Raw genomic sequence first — 19896 nt, forward strand, 5'->3', positions numbered from 1 at the left:
AGGATAATATTATGACGCGCCGTGCAATCGGGGTGAGTGAAAGACCGCCGCTTTTACAGACAATCCCGCTTAGTTTGCAACATCTGTTCGCCATGTTTGGCGCAACGGTTCTGGTGCCTATCCTGTTCCACATTAACCCGGCTACCGTACTGCTGTTTAACGGCATCGGTACGCTGTTGTACCTCTTTATCTGTAAAGGCAAAATTCCGGCCTATCTGGGGTCGAGCTTCGCCTTTATCTCCCCGGTGCTGCTGTTGTTGCCGCTGGGTTATGAAGTGGCGCTCGGCGGTTTCATTATGTGCGGTGTCCTGTTTTGCATCGTCTCCTTTATTGTCAAAAAAGCCGGTACCGGCTGGCTGGATGTGATGTTCCCGCCGGCGGCAATGGGCGCCATCGTGGCGGTTATCGGCCTGGAACTGGCGGGCGTGGCGGCGAACATGGCCGGGCTGCTGCCGGCTGACGGTCAATCGCCTGACAGCAAAACTATTATTATTTCGATGGTGACGCTGGCGGTGACGGTTTTTGGTTCCGTACTGTTCCGCGGCTTCCTGGCGATTATACCGATTCTTATCGGCGTGCTGGTGGGCTATGCGCTCTCCTTTGTGATGGGGGTGGTCGATACGACGCCTATCGCCGAAGCGCACTGGTTTGCACTGCCGACCTTCTACACCCCGCGCTTTGAGTGGTTTGCCATTTTCACCATTTTGCCTGCCGCGCTGGTGGTGATCGCCGAGCACGTGGGGCACCTGGTGGTGACCGCCAATATCGTTAAGCGCGACCTGATCCGCGATCCGGGTCTGCACCGCTCGATGTTCGCCAACGGGCTGTCGACGATTGTCTCCGGTTTCTTTGGCTCAACGCCAAACACCACCTACGGGGAAAATATCGGCGTGATGGCGATTACCCGCGTATACAGTACCTGGGTTATTGGCGGCGCGGCGATTATCGCGATTCTGCTCTCCTGCGTCGGCAAGCTGGCTGCGGCGATCCAGATTATCCCGGTACCGGTGATGGGCGGCGTTTCTCTGCTGCTGTACGGGGTGATCGGCGCATCCGGTATCCGCGTGCTGATCGAATCAAAAGTCGATTACAGCAAAGCGCAGAACCTGATTCTGACCTCAGTCATTCTGATCATCGGCGTGAGCGGCGCGAAGGTGCATATTGGCGCGGCGGAGCTGAAAGGCATGGCGCTGGCGACGATCGTCGGTATTTGCCTGAGCCTGATCTTTAAACTGATCAGCGTTCTGCGTCCGGAAGAAGTGGTGCTGGACGCCGCGGATAGCGAAGAAGCGAAATAACGATCCTCATACCGGGCAGCGATCCTGCCCGGTTCTCTCCTGACCTAAAACTGTGTTAAACTCTTCGCGTTTTTCTGTAAGCCTATGTTGAGGTCCATCTGAACGCTCCGGCACAGCTCTCTTTGCCACTGTATCTTCCTGACGACGAAACGTTCGCGAGTTTCTGGCCGGGTGATAATCCTTCCCTACTTGCCGCTCTGCAGAACGTGTTGCGGCAGGAACACAGCGGATACATCTATATCTGGTCACGCGAAGGCGCGGGGCGTAGCCATCTTTTGCATGCCGCCTGCGCTGAGCTATCCCAGCGTGGTGATGCCGTCGGCTACGTGCCGTTGGATAAGCGCACGTGGTTCGTGCCGGAAGTGCTGGACGGCATGGAGCAACTGGCGCTGGTGTGCATCGATAACATCGAGTGCGTGGCCGGGGATGAGCCCTGGGAAATGGCTATTTTCAACCTCTATAACCGTATTCTCGAATCAGGTAAAACTCGCCTGCTGATCACCGGCGATTGCCCGCCGCGACAGCTGCATCTTGGCTTGCCGGATCTCGCCTCGCGCCTTGACTGGGGGCAAATCTATAAGCTACAGCCGCTGTCGGATGAAGATAAGCTGCAGGCGCTGCAGTTGCGCGCCAGACTGCGCGGTTTCGAGATGCCGGAAGATGTCTGCCGTTTCCTGCTCAAGCGTCTGGATAGAGAAATGCGCTCGCTGTTTATGACGCTCGATCAGCTCGATCACGCGTCAATTACCGCTCAACGAAAACTGACGATCCCATTTGTTAAAGAGATCCTGAAGCTTTAGGCCGAAAGCGACGCCAGTTCCTGCTCTGCCAGGCCGGTTAGCTGCGCCACCAGCGTGGGGGCGAGACCGCTACGTAACATCGCGGCGGCGATACGCTGTGCTTCTTCTTGCCGACCTTCTTGCCGGCCCTGAAGCAGACCGCGCTCCAGCCCTTGCTGCTCGAGATATTCTGCAATAGTCATCAGCGTCTCCTTATGTTGCGGCGTCCGGCGCGCCAGCTCACGAATAAACTTTATCGGTTCGCGGCTATTTCCCGCGAGCACCAGGTAGTGCATTAGCGCCTGCACCTGTGTTTGCGTGGCTAATCCAGTCAATAATAATTCGCCCAGCTTGTCGAGTAACTGCGCCAGATCGCGTTGTCGAATATGTTTTTGCAGTAATTCCAGCGTTGCCATACGTTGATGAGTGGCGATTTCATCATCCGGTATGACGGTGATATCCGCCAGTGGAAATTCGCCGTGGTAGAGCGTGGTCGCTAGCTCCGGCGCGGCAAACTCATCCAGCCAGCGCATAGAAAACGGATAGGGCGTTACCAGGCCGTGGTAGAAAAGAACCGGGATCACCAGAGGGAGTTTTTCGTGTCCGGCATCAAGGTGGCGCTGCATGACGGCGACGGCATAGCGCATCAGGCGAAAGGCCATATGTCGGTCGGGGCTACTTTGATGTTCGATCAGCGCGTAAATATAGCCGTTGCCCGCGGTGGTTTGCAGCGAGTAGAGAATATCTGAGTAGTAAGGTCTGAGATCTTCTTCGACAAAATTACCCGATTCTAAATGTAGCGTACGCAGATCGCAGATCTTCTTAAGCGCTTCAGGAAGATACAACTGGAGAAAATCGCGCGCGGTATCCGAATGGGAAAGGTAGGTTTTAAATACTGCGTCATGCGGCGTGGAAATAGCTTTTTTCATTGGCAATCCGTCCAGTGGATTCAGGTGATGGACGGACAGTAGCACTACTGCGCGAGGCGAGGGGATTGGCCTGTTTTTTCTGGAAGCGGCCACGAAAAAAATCGCGCCGCGGGCAAGACCGGCGGCGCGTAGGGGTTAGCTGACGATTTCCAGCACCTGTTCCGGCGGGCGGCCGATACGCGCCTGGCCGTGGCTGACCACGATGGGCCGTTCGATGAGTTTCGGGTTCTCGACCATAGCCTTGATCAACGCCTCTTCGCTGAGCTGTGGGTCGGCGAGATTGAGCGACTTATACAGATCTTCTTTCTGGCGCATCAGTTCGCGGGCGCTGCTCATATTCAGCATTTTCAACAGCTGGCGCAGCGTCGCGGCATCCGGCGGCGTCTCCAGATACAACACCACTTCAGGGTCGATGCCGTTGGCTTTCAGCAGGCTGAGCGTGTCACGGCTCTTCGAGCAGCGAGGGTTGTGGTAAATTTTTACCGCGTCAGACATGTGGTCTCCTTACATTTTCTGATAGGGGCGGAATCTTTCCTGCAGCTGGCGCAGCTGGTCGATGCGAGCGTCGTAGCGCGCCTGCTGCAAACTGCCCAATTTCACTTGCGAACTGGCGCTGCTTAGCAGCGAGATGGCCTGGTCAAGCCTACCGGCCAGCGCCATGCCTTCGGCCCGCGCCGCCAGCTCCTGGTCGCGATGACCCAATGCGCCTTCCGCCTGCGCCAACAGGTCCCAACCGTTGCCGTCATCCTTGTTATTAAAGGTGTAGCGGTTGAGAATGGTCGCGGCTTCCGCCGGCTGTCCGCCCTGCAGATAGGCATTGGCCAGGTTCAGCTGCAGGACCGGATCGGTACGGATCTCTTTGGCGTTTTTCAGACGGTTAATCGCGTCGGTAGTCTTTTTCTGCCCAAGATCGATATCGGTGGCGAGATCCAGATACCAGGGATTTTGCGGGTCGGCGCCGAGCAGCGGCTGGAGCGCTTTGCGCGCCTGATCGTAGTTATTGCTCTCCATGGCCAGTAGCGCGCGGCCATACTGCGCGGCGTGCTGTTCGCGGATATTCCCTTTTGACCAGGCGTCAAGCAGATCGCTGCCGAGCTTATTTTCCCCGGAGTTGTACATACCGAGGGTACGGGCCTTAGCGAGATAGAAATCCGCCGAGGATTGGACTACTACCGGGCGCATCTGGTTGGCGCGGTTACGGGCATCGGCCAGACGGCTTTCCGGCAGTGGGTGAGTGAGCAGCATTTCCGGCGGGCGGCTGGAATAGCGGGATTCGTCGAGTAATTTACCCATAAAAGCCGGCATCGCCTGCGGATCGAACCCGGAGCGCTGCAGTACCTGAATACCGATGCGGTCGGCTTCTTCTTCATTCTGACGGGTGAAACTAATCATTCCCTGCTGGGTGCCGGCCAGGGTGCCGGTTAATGCCGCCATCCCCGCCTGCGGGCTGGCCATCGCCAGCAGAATAGAGCCCAGCGCGCCGACCCAGGTTAGCGGCGCGCTACGTTTTTGATCTTCCATCGCGCGCGCCAGATGGCGCTGGGTGACGTGGGAGATTTCGTGCGCCATTACCGAGGCAAGCTGGCTTTCGTTATCCGCGTAGCGGAACAGCGCCGAGTGCAGCACTACGTTGCCGCCGAAGAAAGCAAAGGCGTTAATCTGATCGTTATTAATCAGATAAAAGTGGAACGGCGTACGCACTGAGTTAGCGTGGGCGACCAGGCGCATGCCCAGCCCGTTAATGTATTGCACCAGTAGCGGGTCGTTTATCAGCGGCGCGCTACCGCGCAGCTGGCGCACGTAGTAATCGCCCATCTGCATTTCCTGCCCGATGGAAAGCGTGCTTCCTGCCGAGGTGCCCATATCCGGCAGCGTATCCGCCGAGTCAGCGGCGGCAGGTAATATCGTCCCCAGCGTCAACGACGCGACGGCGGCGGCCACCAGCGTTTTCTTTAACTGCCTGAACATAACCTCTGTCCTGTAATGTGGGTGTGCCAGTTTGACCGGTTGCGCGGCCCAATGTTCCCGTGCCGCAGATTCTGCGAGTTTAGCTGTGGTTGATGGCGTTGAAAATATGATATTCGCACAGTTGTGCAGGTTTGTGTCATAGCCAATAAAAAGCGAAGTCTTTTTTGTGACACTTAGATACAATTCCCCGGATTGTGGCGATTTGCGCTTCAGGGAAGGGTTTATGCTTGAGATGTTAATGCAGTGGTATCGTCGTCGTTTCAGCGATCCGGAAGCGATAGCGCTGCTGGTTATTCTGCTGGCCGGCTTCGGCATTATGTTCTTTTTCAGCGGGCTGCTGGCGCCGCTGCTGGTCGCCATCGTACTGGCCTATCTGCTGGAATGGCCGACCGTTCGCCTGGAGCGTATCGGTTTGTCGCGAACCTGGGCCACGTCGTTGGTGCTGGTGCTTTTTGTCGGTATCTTGCTGTTGATGGCCTTTGTGGTGATGCCGGTGGCCTGGCAACAGGGTATTTATCTCATCCGCGATATGCCAGGCATGCTGAATAAGCTTTCCGATTTCGCCGCCACGCTGCCGCGGCGTTATCCGGCATTGGTGGATGCCGGCATCATCGATGCGATGGCGGAAAATGTGCGCACTCGCATGTTGACCGTGGGGGATTCGGTGGTGAAGTATTCGCTCGCCTCGCTGGTGGGCCTGCTGACGCTGGCGGTTTATCTGGTCCTGGTTCCGCTGATGGTCTTCTTCCTGCTGAAAGACAAACAGCAGATGCTGAATGCCGTACGCCGCGTATTGCCGCGTAATCGCGGCTTGGCGGGGCAGGTGTGGAAGGAGATGAACCAGCAGATTACCAACTATATCCGCGGCAAGGTGCTGGAGATGATTGTCGTCGGCGTCGCCACCTGGATAGGCTTCATTCTTTTTGGTCTCAACTACTCGCTGCTGCTGGCCGTACTGGTAGGATTCTCGGTGTTAATCCCGTATATCGGCGCTTTTGTGGTCACCATTCCGGTGATCGGCGTGGCGTTGTTCCAGTTCGGCGCGGGCACTGAGTTCTGGAGCCTGTTTGCCGTATACCTGATTATTCAGGGGCTGGATGGCAACCTGCTGGTGCCGGTGCTGTTCTCGGAGGCGGTGAATTTACATCCGCTGGTGATTATTCTGTCGGTAGTGATTTTCGGCGGGCTGTGGGGTTTCTGGGGGGTATTCTTCGCGATTCCGCTGGCGACGTTAATCAAAGCGGTGGTTCACGCCTGGCCTGACGGAATGGTTATTGAAGACGAGTGACACGCTGATTGACGCAAAAAAACGCCGGGCGATTTATTATCCCCCGGCGTTTTTCATTTAGACGTTATGCGTTTTCTTTCAGCCAGTTCAGCACGACGTCGTGGTGATTGCTGGTTTTGAAGTTATCAAACACATGTTCAATCTTGCCGTCAGCATCAATGAGGAAGCTAATACGGTGAATACCGTCGTAGGTTTTCCCCATAAATGATTTTTCGCCCCAGACGCCGAACTGTTCGCAGACCTGATGATTTTCATCAGACAGCAGCGTAAAGTTCAGCAGCTCTTTTTCGGCAAAACGGGACAGCTTTTCTGGTTTATCAGTGCTGATACCCAGAACTTCGACGCCCGCTTTTTTCAGGTCGTCCATGTTATCGCGTAAACCGCACGCTTGTACGGTGCAGCCCGGGGTCATGGCTTTCGGGTAAAAATAAACCAGAACACGCTGTCCCTGGAAGTCGGTTAAATTTACTTCCTCGCCGTCCTGGTCCGGTAAGCTAAATTTCGGTGCGATATCACCGGCTTTCAGTGGGGTCATTGGTTAAACTCCATCCTGTTCATCATGCTGTGAATAATTAACGATGTTAATACTGCCTTGTGCGCTCAGTTCTGTACATAGGGCTTTGAACGCTTGCTCGATATTTGTCGTGTTTTGCGAGGCAGGACTGTGTGCGGTGATTTGAATAAATAGCTGAGCGGCGTCTTTATCTTCGCCCGGTTGAGTACGGGAGACCAGTTCGGCGATATTCATATTCCACGTGTCGCACAGCGCGGTAAAGCGCTCAATGATATGCGGCGAGTCCGGCACCTCTACCTGGATCCAAACCGTATTCGGCATCGCCTGCGGCGGCCGGGCGGAGGTGCGCTTCATTACGATCAGCAAATCCAGCTCGGCTCCTTTTAACGGCAGCGTTGATTCGATCAGGTTAATCGCGTTCCACGAGCCGGAAAGCAGCATTATAAACGTGAACTCGTCGCCGAGCATGGCCAACCGGCTGTCTTCAATGTTGCAGCCGCAGCTGCTGACGTGGCGAGTGATTGTGTTTACGATGCCGGGGCGGTCTGCGCCCAGAGCGGTAATCACCAGATAGTGTTGTAATGAGGCTGTCAAACCTGTTCTTCCTTTAAAAAGGTGAGGTAACATTAGGAAAGCATAAAAAAAACCGGCGTACAACATCCCAGATGGCGTTGGGTCTCTTGCTTTTATTGCGGCACCAAACGTAACATTGAGAATCTTGTCCCACTTCTGCTCTGAGGATGGCCCATGTTCACGGGAAGTATTGTAGCGCTTGTCACGCCGATGGATGATAACGGTAATGTCTGCCGGTCAAGCCTGAAAAAACTGATTGATTACCATGTCGCCAACGGAACCTCGGCGATTGTTTCGGTAGGGACTACCGGCGAATCCGCAACGTTAAGCCATGAAGAGCATGGCGACGTCGTGATGATGACCCTTGAACTGGCCGATGGCCGCATCCCGGTCATTGCAGGTACCGGTGCAAATGCAACCGCAGAGGCGATTAGCCTGACCAAACGTTTCAACGATAGCGGCGTTGTCGGCTGCCTGACGGTCACTCCTTATTATAACCGTCCGACTCAGGAAGGCCTGTTCCAACACTTTAAAGCTATCGCTGAGCATACTGACCTGCCGCAAATTCTGTATAATGTGCCGTCCCGTACCGGTTGCGATATGCTGCCGGAAACCGTTGGTCGCCTGGCGGAAATTAAAAATATTGTCGGTATTAAGGAAGCAACAGGGAACTTAAGTCGCGTTCACCAGATCAAAGAGCTGGTTTCAGACGACTTTATTCTGCTGAGCGGCGATGACGCGACCGGCATGGACTTTATCCAGCTCGGCGGCGTCGGCGTCATTTCCGTCACGGCGAACGTCGCCGCCCGTGAAATGGCGGACATGTGCCGACTGGCGATGGCGGGTCAATTCGCGGAAGCTCGCGCGATTAACCAGCGTCTGATGCCGCTGCATACAAAATTATTTGTCGAACCCAACCCGATCCCAGTCAAATGGGCTTGTAAGGCGTTGGGACTTGTAGCGACCGACACGCTGCGCCTGCCGATGACGCCGATTACCGAAGCGGGTACGAAAGCGGTTACCGCAGCGCTGAAGCATGCCGGTTTGCTGTAGAGTTTAGGGAGATTTGATGGCTTACTCAGTACAGAAGTCGCGCCTGGCGAAGGTTGCGGGTGTTTCGCTGGTTTTACTCCTCGCGGCCTGTAGTTCTGACTCGCGCTATAAGCGTCAGGTTAGCGGCGACGAGGCTTATTTAGATGCCGCGCCGCTCAGTGAACTTCACGCCCCGGCGGGGATGATCCTGCCGCTGCAGACTGGCGACTACAACATTCCGGTTGCCGCCAGCACCGGTGCGGTAGGTAAAGCGCTGGACATTCGTCCTCCGGCTCAGGCGTTAGCCCTGGTCAGCGGCGCGCGTACCCAGTTTAACGGCGACACTTCCACCCTGATGGTTGAAAATAGCCGTAGCGGTTCTTTATGGGCGCAGGTTGTCAGCATCGTACAGGCGAAAAACTACACCATCACCAAGCGTGACGATGCAGGCCAGACGCTGAATACCGATTGGGTAGAGTGGAACCGCCTTGATGAAGACCAGCAGTACCGTGGCCGTTATCAAATCTCCGTTAAGCCGCAGGGCTATCAGCAGGCGGTGGTGGTGAAGCTCGTGAACCTGGAGCAGGCGGGCAAGCCCGTGTCTGACCCGGCTTCTCTGCAGCGCTACAGCACCTCGATGCTGAACGTTATCTCCTCCGGTCTTGATTCCAACGCCACCAATGCGCAGAATGCGGCGCAGAGAAGCGCTGGCGCGACCTTTGACGTGCAGAGCGCGGCGGATGACACCGGCTTGCCGATGCTGGTGGTGCGCGCGCCATTCAACATGGTATGGCAGAAACTGCCGGCCACGCTTGAAAAAGTGGGCATGAAGGTGACCGACAGCACTCGCTCCCAGGGCAGCATGGCGGTAACTTACAAGCCGCTGTCTGACAGCAGCTGGCAGGAACTGGGCGCAAGCGATCCGCAGTTGGTCTCTGGCGACTATAAACTGCAGGTCGGCGATCTCGATAACCGCAGTAGTCTGCAGTTCATCGACCCGAAAGGCCACACCCTGACGCAGTCGCAAAATGACGCCCTGGTAGCCGTATTCCAGGCCGCATTTAACAAGTAATAAAAAGGGCTGGAGCAATCCGGCCCTTTTTAATGTATAGTGACGCAAACGTGTGCGTAGCCGCAAAGTCAGGTAATTTGCCTGATTTTGCCTACGGGCGGAAAGGTAATTTTTTGGCTTAATATCACTGGAGTGGTGAAAGATGAAAAAGCAAGCTGAGTTGTATCGTGGCAAAGCGAAAACGGTATACAGCACCGAAAACCCGGATCTGCTGGTACTTGAATTCCGTAACGATACGTCAGCAGGGGATGGCGCCCGCATCGAGCAGTTCGATCGTAAAGGCATGGTGAATAACAAATTCAACCATTTCATTATGAGCAAGCTGGAAGAAGCCGGTATCCCGACCCAAATGGAAGCGCTGCTTTCCGATACTGAATGCCTGGTGAAAAAGCTGGATATGGTGCCGGTTGAATGCGTGATTCGTAACCGCGCTGCGGGTTCGCTGGTGAAACGCCTGGGTATTGAAGAAGGTATCGAACTGACTCCGCCGTTGTTCGATTTGTTCCTGAAAAACGACGCCATGCACGACCCGATGGTCAACGAATCCTACTGTGAGACGTTCGGCTGGGTGAATAAAGAAAACCTGGCGCGCATGAAGGAGCTCAGCTACAAAGCGAACGACGTACTCAGCAAGCTGTTTGATGATGCCGGTCTAATTCTGGTCGACTTCAAGCTGGAGTTTGGTCTGTTCAAAGGTGAAGTGGTGCTTGGCGATGAATTCTCTCCTGACGGCAGCCGTCTGTGGGATAAAAACACCCTCGATAAAATGGACAAAGACCGCTTCCGCCAGAGCCTCGGCGGCTTGATCGAAGCTTACGAAGAAGTGGCCCACCGTCTGGGCGTCAAGCTCGACTAATCCCCTCCGCGCCGGAAGAAATCGTCTCTTCCGGCACTCTTATTCGTTGTTTCCTGTGGTAATCCTCCGCTGAACCGCCTACGATCTCTCATATTCGTAACATGATGGAATAGAGGTGCTTATGCGCTGGCAAGGGCGTCGTGAAAGCGACAACGTGGAAGACAGACGTAGTGATTCAGGTTCGCCGCTGGGCGGCGGCGGTGGCGGTTTTCGCATTCCAAGCGGTAAAGGCGGCATCGTTCTGCTGATTATCGTTCTGGTGGCGGGTTACTATGGCGTGGATTTAACCGGCATGCTGACCGGCGAACCGATGCCGCAGCAGCAAACCTCCACCCAGCGTTCCATCAGCCCGAAGGATGACGAAGCGGCGAAGTTCACCTCCGTTATTCTGGCCACCACCGAAGACACCTGGGGGCCTATTTTCGAAAAGATGGGGCGGCAATATGTTCAGCCGAAGCTGGTGATGTATCGCGGCGCGACCCGTACCGGTTGCGGCACCGGCCAATCGGTGATGGGGCCGTTCTACTGCCCGGCGGACAGCACGGTCTATATCGACCTGTCATTCTATGACGAGATGAAAAACAAACTCGGCGCTGACGGCGACTTCGCGCAGGGCTACGTGATTGCGCACGAAGTCGGCCACCATGTGCAGAAGCTGCTCGGCATTGAACCTAAGGTCCGTCAGATGCAGCAGCAGGCTTCGCAGACCGAAGTGAACCGCCTGTCGGTGAAAATGGAGCTGCAGGCAGACTGCTTTGCGGGCGTCTGGGGCAATAACATGCAGAAACAGGATGTGATGGAAACCGGCGATCTGCAGGAGGCGCTCAATGCCGCTGAGGCCATCGGCGACGATCGTCTGCAGGAGCAGAGCCAGGGCCGCGTGGTGCCGGACAGCTTCACCCATGGGACCTCCCAGCAGCGCTATACGTGGTTCAAACGCGGTTTCGATAGCGGCGACCCTGCGCAGTGTAATACCTTCGGCAGCGCGCTTCGCTAACGTTTGCCGATGGAAACGCTGCTTGACCTGACCGCGCAGATGGCGCGCGAGGGTATTCGTCGCCTGCTGGTGCTCAGCGGTGACGAACATTGGTGTCTGGCGCAGGCCGTTGAGCTGCGAGAGCGGCTGGGCGGCGATAGTCTATGGGTCGGCGCGTTGCCGCAGCAGGAACCCTGCGTGGCGCCGGGCGCGCTGAAAACGCTGCTCGGGCGCGAATTTCAGCATGCCTTTTTCGACGCTCGCCACGGTTTTGACGTGGCGGCTTTTGCCGCGCTTGCCGGCACGCTGCGCGCCGGCAGCTGGTTAGTGCTCCTGGCGCCGGATTTTGCCCGCTGGCCTGAGCAGGCGGATGGCGATTCGCTGCGCTGGAGCGATACGTCTGAACCGATCGCCACCCCTAACTTTGCCCACCGTTGTGTTCAACTCTTTAGCGCGGATCCTGAGGTCGCCCTGTGGCGACAGGGCTACGGCTTACGGTTGCCGGAGGCCGTGCCGCGCAGGCACTGGCATGCTGCCGATGGTTACCCGCAGGCCGAACAGGCCGCTATTCTCAATTCGCTGACGTCGTCGCCCCCACACATTGCCGCCGTCACCGCCGGGCGCGGGCGCGGTAAATCTGCGCTGGCGGGAATGTTGATTCATCAGCTAGCTGGCTCCGCCATCGTCACCGCGCCAACGCGCGACGCGACAGAGGTCATCGCCGCTTTTGCGGGACAGAAGATGCGCTTTATGGCGCCTGATGCGCTGCTGGCAAGCGACGCAAAAGCCGACTGGCTGGTGGTCGATGAGGCCGCCGCTATCCCGGCGCCGACGCTACGCCAGCTGACGGCGCGTTTTCCCCATACGCTGTTAACGACGACGGTTCAGGGCTATGAGGGGACCGGTCGTGGCTTCTTGTTGAAGTTCTGCGCCAGTTTCCCAACGCTACGGCGGTATCATCTGTCGTCGCCGATTCGCTGGGCGCCGGGTTGCCCGCTGGAGTCGGTTATCGATCGGCTATTGTTGTTTAACGATGAGGCGTTTCTCCAGGCGCCGCACGGGGAACCGCAGCTAGAGACGTTAAGCCAGCGTGCCTGGCGCGAACAGCCCTCGCGCCCATCAGAGGCTTATCAACTGCTTTCCGGCGCGCATTACCGCACTTCGCCGCTGGATTTGCGCAGGATGATGGATGCGCCAGGCCAGCATTTTACCGTGGCTCGCTGCGCGGATGGCGTCGCTGGCGCGGTGTGGCTGGTGGAAGAGGGCGGTCTCGAACCTGAGCTTAGCCGCGCCGTCTGGGCCGGATATCGCCGCCCGCGCGGCAATCTTGTCGCCCAGTCATTGGCCGCGCACGGCGGTAGCCCGCTGGCGGCGACGCTGACCGGCAGACGCGTCAGCCGTATTGCCGTACATCCAGCGCGCCAGCGCGAAGGACAGGGGCTGCGTTTAATCGCCCATGCCGTCAAGCAGACGCATGGCTGTGACTATCTCTCCGTCAGCTTTGGTTTTACCCCTGAACTATGGCGCTTCTGGCAGCGCTGCGGGTTTCTGCTGGTGCGTATGGGAACGCATCGCGAGGCGAGCAGCGGCTGTTATACGGCGATGGCGCTTTATCCGCTCAGCGAAGAGGGGCGGCAGCTGGCCTGGCGTGAATATCAACGGCTGGCGCGGGATGAGCGCTGGCTAAGTCAGTGGCGTGATGAACGCGCTCCGGTGACGGCGGATGAAACAACTATGCTTACTGAGGAGGACTGGCTGGAGGTCGCCGGTTTTGCCTTTGCGCATCGTCCGCTGTTGACGGCGGTCGGGAGTCTGAACCGGCTCTTACAGGCGACGCCGCTGCCGTTAGTGGCGCTTCGTGCGCGATTAGCGCAGCAGGATGAGGCAACGCTGTGCGCAAACCTTGGTTTATCCGGTCGAAAGGCGCTACTGGCGCGACTGCGGGAAGAGGCGGCGGCGGCCATGGCGGGACTCGATCCTGCCCGCGCGCAACAGCTGGAAGAGTGGGTCAGGAAGCTGCAATTTTTTTAACTAACTCATTCAGTTAAATGGCATGGTCATATTCCCTGCGCGGCGTAAACTGCCTTGCATCAACCAGGAGCCAGATTCCTGTTTATCTGAGACATCAGGAGACAACCATGAAACACGATCACTTTATTGTTCAGAGCCCGGCGACGCCTGCGCAACAGTTGCTGCTGCTGTTTCATGGCGTGGGCGATAATCCGGTTTCGATGGGGCAAATAGGTAGCTGGTTTGCACCGCTGTTTCCCAACGCGCTTATTGTCAGTATTGGTGGCGCAGAACCCTGCGGTCCGGCGCCGGCGCGGCAGTGGTTTTCGGTGCAAGGCGTGACGGAAGAGAATCGTCAGCAACGCATCGATGCCATTATGCCGACCTTTATTGAAACGGTGCGCTACTGGCAAAAACAGAGCGGTTTAGGCCCGCAGGCAACGGCGCTGATCGGTTTTTCGCAGGGTGCGATTATGTCGCTTGAGAGTATTAAAGCCGAGCCAGGGCTGGCGTCACGGGTGATTGCCTTTAACGGCCGTTACGCGACGTTGCCGCAAACGGCGACTACGCAAACCACCGTGCATCTGATCCACGGCGGCGAGGATCGGGTGATCGATCTGGCGTGGGCGGTTTCCGCGCAGGAGCGGCTGCAGGAGCTGGGGGGAGATGTTACGCTGGATATCGTTGAAGATCTCGGACATGCCATTGATGATCGCAGCATGCAGTTTGCTCTCGACCGTCTGCGGTATACCGTACCGAAGCACTATTTTGATGAAGCGTTAAGCGGCGGTACGCCGAAAGATGACGATATAATCGAAATGCTGTAATGGCCCCGCGGTACAACGTCGGCTGGTATAGGTAGATACTGTTATCGGTTTACAACTGTTTTAAGGGTTTTCCCGGACGCGGCGCGTTGCGCCTTCTCCGGGCTACCAAATCGCACAGCGCTGTAGCCCCGGTAAGCGGCAGCGCCACCGGGGAATTTTGAGGCAACCAACACCGGCAGTTTCAGTTCGCAATGGTACGGGCCGTAGCCCGGGTAAGGCGTCAGCCGCTACCCGGGAATGCATCCAGCCTGCGCGATGACGGGGAGCGCAGGTTTACTTCTTCGGCTGGTCTTTGTTCGGCCAGTCGTCGTCGTCATCCCACTTGCTATTGAAGTCGCGATGCGGCGGCAGATCCGGTTTGTTGTCGAGATACTTTTTCGGGTCGACGCGATTAAGATCTTTAATCACGTTGATCATTACCCCGACTAAAAATACTAACACCAGAATCCACCAGTGGTTGATAAGCCATTCCATGCTGTGTCCTCTTTTTACCCCGCAGCGGCGCTGCGGGGTAATCGTTATTGTCGTCAGGCGACCAGTTGTTCCATGATGCGTTGATACATCCGCGCCAGCAGCTGCAGGTCGGCGGCGTTGACGCATTCATTAATTTTATGAATGGTCGCATTCACCGGGCCCAGTTCAACTACCTGCGCGCCCATGCGGGCGATAAAGCGTCCGTCAGAGGTACCGCCGGTGGTTAGCAACTGCGGTTTTACTTCATTATAGTGCTCAATGGCGTTCACGACCGCATCGACAAGATTGCCGCGACCGGTCAGGAATGGCTGGCCGGAAAGCCACCATTCGACGGTATAGCGCAGCTGATATTTTTCCAGCAGCGCGATGATGCGCGCCTTGATCATCTCGTCGGTCAGCTCGGTGCTGAAACGGAAGTTGAACTGAACGAACATATCGCCAGGGATGACGTTGTTACTGCCGGTGCCGGACTGCACGTTGGCGATTTGCATGCTGGTTGGCGGGAAGTATTCGTTGCCTTTATCCCATTCGATAGCCACCAGCTCCGCCAGCATCGGCGCCGCGCGGTGTACCGGGTTATCGGCGAGATGCGGATAAGCGACGTGGCCCTGGACGCCATGAATCGTCAGGTTACAGGTGAGTGAACCGCGACGGCCGTTTTTCACGACATCGCCAACCACTTCGGTACTCGAGGGTTCGCCGACCAGGCAGTAATCAAGACGCTCGTTACGCGCCATCAGCGCTTCGACCACTTTTACCGTGCCGTGGGTGGCGCTGGCCTCTTCATCAGAGGTGATGAGAAACGCCAGACGGCCTTTGTGATTCGGGTACTGCGCGACAAAGCGCTCGGCGGCGACAACCATCGCCGCCAGCGACCCTTTCATATCCGCCGCGCCGCGGCCAAACAGCATGCCATCGCGGATAGTCGGTTCAAACGGCGGATTGATCCAGCGGTCGGCGTCGCCTGCCGGCACCACATCGGTATGGCCGGCAAAGGCCAGCGTTTCACCCTGTCCACGCCAGGCCCAGAAATTTTGCGTATCGCCGAAGTCCATCGCTTCAACGGTAAAGCCGATCGCCCGCAGGCGTTCAATCATTAACGCCTGGCATCCCGCATCATTGGGGCTAAGGGAAGGGCGGCGAATAAGCTGCTGAGCCAGCTCAATGACCGGGCAAGACATAGACTACACCTCGTTAATAAATTTTTCGTAGTTTGCTTCGCTAAAGCCCAGCAGCATAGGCTGACCGGGCGCGCAGAGCAATGGGCGTTTGATAATTGCCGGCATTTCCAGCATCAACGCCGCCGCCGCATCGGCATTATCGATCCCAGTGCGGACCGATTCATCGAGTTTGCGCCAGGTGGTGCCGCGGGTGTTAAGCAGCGCTTCCCAGCCTAATTCGGCAATAAAGGTATTCAGCAATTCGCGGTCCAGTCCGTCAACACGATAATCGTGGAAGCGATAGTCTATCTGATGGGCTTCCAGCCAGCGGCGGGCCTTTTTAATGGTGTCGCAGTTTTTGATGCCGTACATGGTCAACATAATTAAACCTTCACGTTAAAAGAATATGTTTCTCAGTTTTTTCCGAATATATAAGCTTTGTTAAATAATACGTGAATCGGCTGGATAAATATAACTTTTCAGCCTTGTCTGATTAAAATTTGTTCTTTTTCTCGGCAGACTAAGATAATGAATTACAGGAATTCTGATATTAACAAAATGTTGCGTAATGTTGCTCTATGTCACATTAAATTTACATGAACCGGCTTATGGTAGCCGCAAGCCAGAGTATTCAAGGCTTGTGGCGACAAGAAAAGCGATTAGAGCGATAGATCGGACGAACTTCTCCTGAGCGGGGAAATTATCTAAAATCGCCATAATAATAAGAGAGGCTATTATGATTGAACATGAACTGGGGAACTGGAAAGATTTTATCGAAGATATGCTGCGTAAATAAAATCTGGCTTTGTCGGTACTGAAGACAATGTTTGACCCATGAAAAAGGCGACTGTGACAGTCGCCTTTTCTGTTATTTGACGGTTTATTCCGTCCTCTCTTTCAGCGGGAAGCGGCGGCGTACCAACACGAAGAACAGCGGTACAAAGAAGATGGCCAGCACGGTGGCGGAGATCATGCCGCCCATGACGCCGGTACCAACAGCGTGCTGGCTGCCGGAGCCCGCGCCGGTACTGGTGACCATTGGTAGCACGCCAAAGATAAACGCCAGTGAGGTCATCAGTATCGGGCGTAGACGCTGGCGGCAGGCCGATAGCGTGGCGGTCAGCAGATCTTCACCTTTCTGGTTGAGTTCGTTGGCGAACTCAACAATCAGGATGGCGTTCTTGGCCGACAGGCCGATGACCGTCAACAGACCTACCTGGAAGTAGACATCGTTTTCCAGGCCGCGCATCCAGGTCGCCAGCAGCGCGCCGATAACCCCCAGCGGCACCACCAGCATCACCGAGAACGGTACCGACCAGCTTTCATATAGCGCCGCCAGACACAGGAAGACCACCAGCAGAGAAATGGCATACAGGGCAGGCGCCTGAGCGCCAGACAAACGCTCCTGATAGGACATCGCAGTCCATTCCAGGCCGAAACCGTTCGGGAGCTGTTTGGCTAACTCTTCCATAATGGTCATGGCGGTTCCGGTGCTGACGCCAGGCGCAGCTTCGCCAACGATCTCGACCGCTGAGTAGCCATTGTAACGTTCGAGGCGCGGCGAACCTGTTTCCCAACGCGAGGTGGCGAAGGCGGAGAACGGTACCATGGTGCCGCTGTTGTTACGCACATACCACAAATTGATATCGTCCGGCAGCATGCGATATTTCGCCGCCGCCTGGACGTAGACCTTCTTCACGCGTCCGCGATCCATAAAGTCGTTTACGTAGCTCGAACCCCAGGCGGTCTGTAGCGTATCGTTAATATCATCAATGGAGACTCCCAGCGCTTGGGCTTTACGCTGGTCGATATCAACCTGTAGCTGCGGGCTGTCGTCCAGGCCGTTGTGGCGCACGCGGGTGAGCTGGTCGTTGTTCGCCGCCAGCTCCAGCAGCTTATCGCGCGCTGACATCAACGCCTCGTGGCCGTTACCAGCGTGGTCTTCAAGCTCCATATCGAAGCCGGCGGAGCTGCCGAGACCGCTGATGGCCGGCGGGCTGCTGGCAAAGACGCGCGCTTCTTTAATTTTGTTGAAAGCCTTGGTCGCGCGCTCAATGATAGCGAATGAGGAGCCAGTGGTTGGGTCGCGTTGGTCCCAGTCTTTCAGGCGCACAAACATACGAGCAACGTTCTGGCCGTTGCCGCCGGGGCCGGAGCCGACGGTTGCAAATACCGACTCGACGTTACTCTTCTCGTTATTGAGGAAATAATCTTCCGCTTTCTGCACCACCTTCAGCGTCTGCTGTTGGGTGGAACCGCTCGGGAGCTGTATCGAGGTGGTGAACATACCGCGGTCTTCCAGCGGCAGGAATGAGGTCGGCAGATGCAGGAACAGCAGCACCATGCCGCCGAGCAGCAGGACATAAATCAAAATCCAGCGCAGCGAGCGGTGGAGAATTTTGCCCACGAAAGTTTCATAGCGGCTGGCGCTGCGGTTGAAGGTGCGGTTAAACCAGCCGAAGAACCCTTTTTGACCATGCACCTCGCCTTTATGAATCGGTTTTAACAACGTGGCGCACAGCGCCGGGGTGAGGATCATCGCTACCAGCACCGACAGCACCATTGCTGAAACGATGGTAATGGAGAACTGTCGGTAAATGGCGCCGGTGGTGCCGCCGAAGAAGGCCATGGGGACGAATACCGCCGATAGCACCATAGCGATACCGACCAGCGCCCCCTGGATCTGTTTCATCGATTTTCGCGTCGCTTCACGCGGCGAAAGACCTTCTTCGCTCATAATGCGCTCGACGTTTTCAACCACGACGATGGCATCATCGACCAGCAGGCCGATAGCCAGCACCGTCGCGAACATCGTCAGGGTGTTAATACTGTAACCGCAGGCGTAGAGCACCGCGAAGGTGCCCATCAATACTACCGGCACGGCGATGGTCGGGATAAGGGTCGCGCGGAAGTTCTGCAAGAACAAATACATGACCAGGAACACCAGCAGAATCGCCTCCAGCAGCGTTTTCACTACATCGGTAATCGAGGCTTTTACAAAAGAGGTGGTCTCGTAGGCGACTTTATACTGCAGCCCGTGCGGAAAATATTGCGACAGTTCATCAAGACGGGCGATAACGCGCTCGGCGGTGGCCATTTCGTTGGCGCCGGAGGCGAGCTTAATCCCCAGCCCCGAAGCGGCCTGACGATTATAGCGGCTCAGATAATCATATTTTTCTGCGCCCATTTCGACGCTGGCGACGTCGCCCAGCGTGACTTCCGAACCATCCTGATTAACGCGCAGGGTAATATCGCGGAACTGCTGCGGCGTTTGCAGCAGCGATTGCGAGTTGATGGTGGCGTTCAGCGCCTGCTTATCAACCGACGGCGTACCGCCCAACTGGCCGACGGCAATCTGCGCGTTCTGCGATTCGATGGCGTCAGTCACATCTTTCGCCGTCATCTGATAGCTGTTGAGTTTCGCCGGATCGAGCCAGATACGCATTGAGTACTGCGAACCGTAGGCGTCGATATCGCCGACGCCGTTGACGCGGCTTAGAGGATCCTGCACGTTACTGGCGACGTAGTCAGCAATATCCTGCTTATCCATGCTGCCGTCGGTAGAGACAAACGCAAGAGTCAGAATGTTGGTGTCGCCGGTTTTGCGTACCGTTACCCCCTGATTCTGTACCGCCTGCGGCAGTTTTCGCATTGCCGATTGCAGCTGGTTTTGTACCTGCTGCACGGCTTCATCCGGATCGGTACCGGCGGTAAAGCTCAGGGTAACCGTTGCCTGACCGGTGGCGCTACTCTGCGATGACATGTACATGAGGTTATCAAGGCCGGTCATGTTTTGTTCGATAACCTGGGTAACGGTATTCTCCAGCGTTTGCGCCGAGGCGCCGGGATAATTCGCCGTGACTCGGACGTTAGGTGGCGCCAAATCCGGATATTGTTCTACGGGGAGCGACAAAATTGCCAGCGTGCCGGTCAGGACTAATAAAATAGCCAAAACCCAGGCAAAGATGGGGCGATCGATAAAGAAATTCGCCATCGGAATCAGGACCTCATTGTGTACATTTTTTGTTATTGCGCAGCCTGTGATACTTTATAGATAACCCCGCAGGCAATCGTGGAGAAATTAAGGAGATAGTGTAATTTATCATGTGTCTTTTATGAGAGCGTAAAGAAACGTCTGCC

General features: G+C 56.2%; 19 protein-coding genes. 10 read left to right on the forward strand and 9 right to left on the reverse strand.

The annotated features are described in order from the left end of the window. Window positions 1–11: 11 nt before the first annotated feature. Window positions 12–1298, forward strand: coding sequence for a uracil permease (gene uraA, locus ABLV17_RS11915; protein WP_015370403.1), 1287 nt, complete (start codon window positions 12–14; stop codon window positions 1296–1298). Between the two features lie 98 nt (window positions 1299–1396). Continuing rightward, window positions 1397–2098, forward strand: a complete 702-nt coding sequence (locus tag ABLV17_RS11920) for a DnaA inactivator Hda (protein ID WP_026612247.1) — start codon at window positions 1397–1399, stop codon at window positions 2096–2098. Here the strand turns inward: ABLV17_RS11920 and ABLV17_RS11925 are convergent. From ABLV17_RS11925 to bepA, 3 genes are all read right to left on the reverse strand, one after another. Then, a complete protein-coding gene (locus ABLV17_RS11925; protein ID WP_271031799.1) occupies window positions 2095–3006 on the reverse strand; it encodes an Rpn family recombination-promoting nuclease/putative transposase in 912 nt (303 codons plus the stop codon). The genes ABLV17_RS11920 and ABLV17_RS11925 overlap by 4 nt on opposite strands. A gap of 135 nt (window positions 3007–3141) precedes the next feature. Further along, on the reverse strand, window positions 3142–3501 hold the full coding sequence (arsC, locus tag ABLV17_RS11930; protein WP_047043470.1) for an arsenate reductase (glutaredoxin): 360 nt from the start codon (window positions 3499–3501) through the stop codon (window positions 3142–3144). A gap of 9 nt (window positions 3502–3510) precedes the next feature. Further along, the gene (bepA, locus tag ABLV17_RS11935; protein WP_015703149.1) at window positions 3511–4974 is read right to left on the reverse strand and encodes a beta-barrel assembly-enhancing protease; all 1464 of its coding nucleotides are present in this window, start codon (window positions 4972–4974) and stop codon (window positions 3511–3513) included. Window positions 4975–5197: 223 nt separating this feature from the next. On the opposite strand from bepA, the gene ABLV17_RS11940 reads away from it, so the two are divergent. After that, window positions 5198–6262: an AI-2E family transporter gene (locus ABLV17_RS11940; RefSeq protein WP_087858424.1), complete on the forward strand. Its 1065-nt coding sequence runs from the start codon at window positions 5198–5200 to the stop codon at window positions 6260–6262. Between the two features lie 64 nt (window positions 6263–6326). On the opposite strand, the gene bcp is transcribed toward ABLV17_RS11940, so the two are convergent. Next, window positions 6327–6797: a thioredoxin-dependent thiol peroxidase gene (bcp, locus tag ABLV17_RS11945; protein WP_087858425.1), complete on the reverse strand. Its 471-nt coding sequence runs from the start codon at window positions 6795–6797 to the stop codon at window positions 6327–6329. Between the two features lie 3 nt (window positions 6798–6800). Continuing rightward, a complete protein-coding gene (locus ABLV17_RS11950; RefSeq protein ID WP_015365463.1) occupies window positions 6801–7370 on the reverse strand; it encodes a glycine cleavage system transcriptional repressor in 570 nt (189 codons plus the stop codon). Window positions 7371–7523: 153 nt separating this feature from the next. Here ABLV17_RS11950 and dapA point away from each other — a divergent pair, with 153 nt between their 5' ends. From dapA to ypfH, 6 genes are all read left to right on the forward strand, one after another. Then, window positions 7524–8402, forward strand: coding sequence for a 4-hydroxy-tetrahydrodipicolinate synthase (gene dapA / locus ABLV17_RS11955; protein ID WP_015365464.1), 879 nt, complete (start codon window positions 7524–7526; stop codon window positions 8400–8402). A 16-nt stretch (window positions 8403–8418) separates the two neighbouring features. Then, entirely contained in the window at window positions 8419–9453 is a 1035-nt protein-coding gene (gene bamC, locus ABLV17_RS11960; RefSeq protein WP_087858426.1) for an outer membrane protein assembly factor BamC, read from the forward strand. Between the two features lie 142 nt (window positions 9454–9595). Next, window positions 9596–10309, forward strand: coding sequence for a phosphoribosylaminoimidazolesuccinocarboxamide synthase (purC, locus tag ABLV17_RS11965; RefSeq protein ID WP_015703148.1), 714 nt, complete (start codon window positions 9596–9598; stop codon window positions 10307–10309). Window positions 10310–10430: 121 nt separating this feature from the next. Next, the gene (locus tag ABLV17_RS11970) at window positions 10431–11306 is read left to right on the forward strand and encodes a neutral zinc metallopeptidase (RefSeq protein ID WP_045392648.1); all 876 of its coding nucleotides are present in this window, start codon (window positions 10431–10433) and stop codon (window positions 11304–11306) included. A gap of 9 nt (window positions 11307–11315) precedes the next feature. Then, window positions 11316–13316 carry a GNAT family N-acetyltransferase gene (locus ABLV17_RS11975; RefSeq protein WP_348854292.1) on the forward strand — a complete coding sequence of 667 codons (2001 nt, stop codon included), beginning with the start codon at window positions 11316–11318 and terminating at the stop codon, window positions 13314–13316. Between the two features lie 107 nt (window positions 13317–13423). Continuing rightward, complete coding sequence (ypfH, locus tag ABLV17_RS11980) at window positions 13424–14122, forward strand: esterase (RefSeq protein WP_047043485.1); 699 nt, start codon at window positions 13424–13426, stop codon at window positions 14120–14122. A gap of 273 nt (window positions 14123–14395) precedes the next feature. Here the strand turns inward: ypfH and ABLV17_RS11985 are convergent, their stop codons facing one another. Genes ABLV17_RS11985 through ABLV17_RS11995 form a run of 3 tightly spaced genes read right to left on the reverse strand, consistent with a single transcriptional unit; the run spans window position 14396 to window position 16137 of the window. Continuing rightward, on the reverse strand, window positions 14396–14596 hold the full coding sequence (locus ABLV17_RS11985; protein ID WP_015365470.1) for a YpfN family protein: 201 nt from the start codon (window positions 14594–14596) through the stop codon (window positions 14396–14398). 53 nt (window positions 14597–14649) lie between these two features. Then, a complete protein-coding gene (gene dapE, locus ABLV17_RS11990; protein WP_113374476.1) occupies window positions 14650–15777 on the reverse strand; it encodes a succinyl-diaminopimelate desuccinylase in 1128 nt (375 codons plus the stop codon). Between the two features lie 3 nt (window positions 15778–15780). Beyond that, window positions 15781–16137 (reverse strand): ArsC family reductase, encoded by a 357-nt coding sequence (locus tag ABLV17_RS11995; protein ID WP_015703145.1) that lies wholly within the window; start codon window positions 16135–16137, stop codon window positions 15781–15783. A gap of 355 nt (window positions 16138–16492) precedes the next feature. Here ABLV17_RS11995 and ypfM point away from each other — a divergent pair, with 355 nt between their 5' ends. Next, window positions 16493–16552, forward strand: a complete 60-nt coding sequence (gene ypfM, locus ABLV17_RS12000; protein ID WP_087867655.1) for a protein YpfM — start codon at window positions 16493–16495, stop codon at window positions 16550–16552. An 84-nt stretch (window positions 16553–16636) separates the two neighbouring features. Here ypfM and acrD read toward each other — a convergent pair whose 3' ends face one another. Continuing rightward, a complete protein-coding gene (gene acrD, locus ABLV17_RS12005) occupies window positions 16637–19750 on the reverse strand; it encodes a multidrug efflux RND transporter permease AcrD (RefSeq protein WP_348854293.1) in 3114 nt (1037 codons plus the stop codon). Window positions 19751–19896: the final 146 nt, after the last annotated feature.

Source organism: Klebsiella sp. CN_Kp091, from assembly GCF_040065095.1.
Lineage (GTDB): Bacteria > Pseudomonadota > Gammaproteobacteria > Enterobacterales > Enterobacteriaceae > Klebsiella > Klebsiella aerogenes.